General features: G+C 72.8%; 4 protein-coding genes and 1 pseudogene. 3 read left to right on the top strand and 2 right to left on the bottom strand.

Annotated features, from left to right (window positions below):
• Positions 1-113 (bottom strand): annotated as a pseudogene (locus ACZ7KX_RS42590) (electron transfer flavoprotein subunit beta); the annotation flags it as partial.
• Between the two features lie 302 nt (positions 114-415).
• Positions 416-829: a thioredoxin family protein gene (locus ACZ7KX_RS42585; RefSeq protein WP_350526844.1), complete on the bottom strand. Its 414-nt coding sequence runs from the start codon at positions 827-829 to the stop codon at positions 416-418.
• Between the two features lie 219 nt (positions 830-1,048).
• Between ACZ7KX_RS42585 and ACZ7KX_RS42580 the strand changes: the two genes are divergently transcribed.
• The 3 genes from ACZ7KX_RS42580 to ACZ7KX_RS42570 all read left to right on the top strand — a co-directional run bounded on the left by ACZ7KX_RS42580 (position 1,049) and on the right by ACZ7KX_RS42570 (position 4,047).
• Positions 1,049-1,474, top strand: a complete 426-nt coding sequence (locus ACZ7KX_RS42580; protein ID WP_396553973.1) for a DUF4395 domain-containing protein — start codon at positions 1,049-1,051, stop codon at positions 1,472-1,474.
• 276 nt (positions 1,475-1,750) lie between these two features.
• Positions 1,751-2,521, top strand: coding sequence for a lysophospholipid acyltransferase family protein (locus ACZ7KX_RS42575; protein ID WP_470331326.1), 771 nt, complete (start codon positions 1,751-1,753; stop codon positions 2,519-2,521).
• Positions 2,522-2,763: 242 nt separating this feature from the next.
• Positions 2,764-4,047 (top strand): hypothetical protein, encoded by a 1,284-nt coding sequence (locus ACZ7KX_RS42570; protein ID WP_470331325.1) that lies wholly within the window; start codon positions 2,764-2,766, stop codon positions 4,045-4,047.
• Positions 4,048-4,159 lie beyond the last annotated feature (112 nt).

The raw sequence follows: 4,159 nt of genomic DNA, 5'->3' as shown, positions 1-4,159 counted from the left end.
TCCGACAGGAGGCCGTCCACGCCCTCCCGGTCCGTGGTGTGGTCGTCCGCGAAACGACGGTCACCCGTCGCGTCCGGCACGTACTTCACACAGACAACGATCCTCAAGCTCACGGCCTTGTCTCCTGTACTGGTCTCGTCCGGCGGCTGCGGCTGTGCAAGCGGGCGCGAACACGGAACACACCCGCTCCGGGCAGCGAATTCCCGTGCCGGTCCGGAACTTCCTGGCAGCATACTCGCCGGTAGCCCAGTGGTCACTACTGGCCAGTAGCTTACGCCGGGCAACCGCGCCCGCCGCCTGCGCCCATCCTGCCCCAGGCGGGGGCCGACTCCACCCGACGGGGCGGACCGACCGCGACCGGATTCCGCGCCGGCGGGGAACCGCAGCCACGGGTCGACACCCCGACGGGGATTCCTCAGACCGCCTGACCGAGCGCCGCGATCACGTCCGCCTTGCGCGGCTGCCCCGCCGCCCGGCGCACCACGCGGCCGTCCGCGTCCAGCACCAGGACGGTCGGCGTCCGCCGGATCTCCAGGCGACGGGCCAACTCCAACCGCGCCTCGGTGTCCACCTCGACGTGCTCGACCCCCTCGACCATGCCCGCCACCTCGGCGAGGACCCGCCGGGTGGCCCGGCAGGGCTGGCAGAAGACCGTCGAGAACTGCACCAGCGTCGCCCGCGAGCCGAGCGGCCCGCCCAGCTCGGCCTCCGACAGCCGTACCGTCCCGTCCTTGGAGCCCACCCTCATCCTTCCGTCGTGCCAGGCCCGCAGCAGCCCGAACGTGGTCGCCAGCGCCAGCACGACGACGCACACCACCAGCCCGGTCATCCCCCCAGTCTGCGCCAGCCCGGGCGGCCCCCGAAAGACGGTCGACCGCCCGGGGCGGGCCGCGTACGATCGGCCGGTGGACTCCGAGCGCTCCTCACCGCCGTTGCCGACCGCCCGCCGCGTCACCGCCCCGGGCCGGGCCATCGACCTCCGCAGTCGCTGACGCCCCAGTCGCCACCGCCCGCCGCTGCCGCCCGTCGCGACCCCTCCGGAGCCCCCGTGCAGACCGACCCCCGCGGTCCCCGCTTCTCCGCCGCGCTCACCTCGGCCGTCCTGATCGTCGTCCTCCTCACCGGCAGCAGCGCCCTCCTCGCCGGCCAGGCCGTCGTCTTCGCCCTCGGGGCCCTCGGCGGCTTACGCCTCTCCCCGTACGACTGGATCTTCCGGATCCTCGTCCTGCCCCGGCTGGCCCCGCCGTCCGAGACCGAGGACGAGCGGCCGCTGCGCTTCGGCCAGGGGATCCTCATGGTGTTCGCGGCGATCGGCGTGCTCGGGCACGTGACCGGGGTGACCTGGCTCGGCCTGCTGGCCACCTCGGCCGGCCTCGCCGCCGCCTTCCTCAACGCCGCCTTCGGCTACTGCGTCGGCTGCGAGCTCTACCCGGTCGTCCGGCGCGCCCAGGGCCGCCTCACCGCCGGGGCCTGACCCGGCCGCCACCACCGGCCCGCCCCCTGCGGCCCGCTCCCCACGACAGCCAGGCCCGGGCAGCGGAAAAGTTCCCGCAGCAATTCATCACGGAGATCACACCGGGAAAATCGGCTTGACCGCACGCCTCAGGTGACAGCAGGCACTCGTTCGGGGGATCATCTCCGTGAATCACCCGTGACCGCCGCGGCGTGCCGTGCTCCGGTCGGCACCGGCCGCGCAACGTCGCGGGACCCCGCCGAACCGGGCTCCGGCCCGTGGAAGTCAGGACTGACCGTGGCAGAGTTCGTGTACCCGCCGGTGATCGGCGCCGCACTCACCGCCTTCCGCGCGCTCGACGTGCGGATCAAGATCGTGGGCGCCGAACACATCCCCGCCAGGGGGGGAGCGGTACTGGTCAGCAATCACATCAGCTACCTGGACTTTCTCTTCGCCGGCCTCGGCGCCTACCGCGGCGGCCAGCGCAAGACCCGCTTCATGGCCAAGGACGACGTCTTCAAGCACCGGATCTCCGGCCCGCTGATGCGCGGCATGAAGCACATCCCGGTGGACCGCACCGACGGCCAGCCCGCGTACGAGGCCGCCGTGCGCGCCCTCAAGGCCGGCGAGGTCGTCGGGGTGTTCCCCGAGGCGACGATCAGCCGCTCGTTCATGCTGAAGAAGTTCAAGACCGGCGCCGCCCGGATGGCCGCCGACTCCGGCGCACCGCTGCTGCCCGTCGTCCTCTGGGGCACCCAGCAGCTCTGGACCAAGGGCCGCCCGAAGACCCTGACCAAGCGCCACGTGCCGGTGACGATCATGATCGGCGAACCGATTCACCTCGGGCCGGACGACAAGCCCGTCATGGTCACCAGAAGACTCCGCGCTGCCATGAGCGAGATGCTCGACCAGGCCCAGCGCGAGTACCCCGGCAAGCCCTCCGGCCCGGACGACACCTGGTGGCTGCCCGCCCAGCTCGGCGGAACGGCGCCCACCCTGGAGGTCGCCGAGGCCGAGGACGAGGCGGAGGCCCTCGCCAAGGCCGAGCGCCGCGCCGCCCGGGGCTGACCCCTCCCGCCTCCCGCTGCTCCGTCCGCACTCCGGCCCGGTCCTCCGCACGGTTGTTCCCCGCGGTCACTCCGCAGGGTTACTCCGTGCGGCCGAGCGAACGCGATCCGTCGCGTGTCGCCCGGCGCTCGACACCCTCCCTCTGACACAGTGACAGCTCCTTTCAGGGGCCTTCGTCCTGAATCGGCGACGGGGGCACACGTCGATGCGGTCGGCAAGGATCGCAGAGGTCGGAGGCGGAGATGGCACGGATCACCGGCACAGGGCAGTCACCCACGAGCAGGGCCCGCACCCGCGCAAGCGCAGGTGCGGGCCTTCTGCTTCTGGGTGCGCTGCTCACCGGCTGCGGGGCCGAGCCCGGGGAGATCCCCCTCGCGGAGATCCGGCCGGAGTCCCCCACCGCGACCCCCGAGCCGACGTCCGCCGTGGTCGACGCAGCAGCGGGAGCACCCGCCGCAGTCACTGCGCACAACGGACTGATCGTCAGCCGGGCCTACACCGACGCCTCCCGCAGCACCAGTGCCATCGTCACCCTCGCACCCGACGGCAGCGGCCAGCACCAGATCACCCAGCCCCCGGACCGCGCGCGCGACGACCGCCCCGACTGGTCCCCCGACGGCGCCACCGTCGCCTTCGACCGAACCGACCCGCAGAGCGGCGTCGCCCGTCTCTGGACGGTCGCCACCTCCGGAGAGGGCGCCCACCAGATCAGCCAGCTCTGCGACAGCTCCAGCGGCGGCGCCGACTGCGCCAACGAGGACGAACGCGCCCCCGCCTTCTCCCCCGACGGCAAGCAGCTCGCCTTCAGCCGCACCTGGGGGGCCCAGGACCCGGCCGACAAGACCCGTTCCCAGTACTCGGACCTCTACCTGATGAGCCCCGAGGGCACCGACGTCCAGCGGCTCACCTTCCTCACCAACGACAAGCCCTACTCCGGCTCGGTCAGCAACCCCAGCTGGTCCCCCGACGGCAAGCAGCTCACCTTCGAGTACCGCACCAGTGCCACCGGACAGCCCGCCAACAGCCGCGCCATCTACGTCGTGAGCGCGGACGGCACCGGGCTCCGTCAGCTCACCCCCTGGGAACTGCGCGCCGGCGACCGCGCCGACTGGTCCCCCGACGGCACCCGGATCCTCTTCACCACCTACCCGGCCGGCCCCGAGAACGCCCCCGGCGGCGGCATCTACACCATCCACCCCGACGGCACCGCCATCGGCGCCCTCACCCCCGCGCCCTCCGACGCCTTCTACGGAGCCGCCGCCTTCGCCCCCGACGGTCAGTCCATCGTCTTCGCCCAGGCCCCCGCGGGCGCCGGCGCCGACCTGTACAGCATGCGGCCGGACGGCACCGGCGTCGCCCGCCTCACCACAACCGCCGACAAGTGGCTCAACCGTCCGGCCTGGGGCACCGCCGAACTCCCCGCCGCACCGGCTGCCACAGCCGGAGCCACGGCCGAGGCAGCCGGGCCCGCGGCCCAGGCGCAGGGACAGCAGCCGACGGAGGAACCGCAGTCCGACGACGAGTGAACCGACGGCCGAAAAGGCCCGGAAACGCGAAGAACCCCCATCCGGAATCCGGATGGGGGTTCTTCAGCAATGATTGTTCGGCGGCGTCCTACTCTCCCACAGGGTCCCCCCT

This window comes from Kitasatospora sp. NPDC038210, assembly GCF_055600605.1.
The sequence above is the reverse complement of the archived record's forward strand: the minus strand, read 5'-3'. Positions and strand labels throughout refer to the sequence as shown.

Bases quoted from the DNA above. Each gene is read 5' to 3' on its own strand.
- ACZ7KX_RS42570 (WP_470331325.1), top strand. From the start codon at position 2,764: ATGGCACGGATCACCGGCACAGGGCAGTCACCCACGAGCAGGGCCCGC.
- ACZ7KX_RS42585 (WP_350526844.1), bottom strand. From the start codon at position 829: ATGACCGGGCTGGTGGTGTGCGTCGTCGTGCTGGCGCTGGCGACCACG.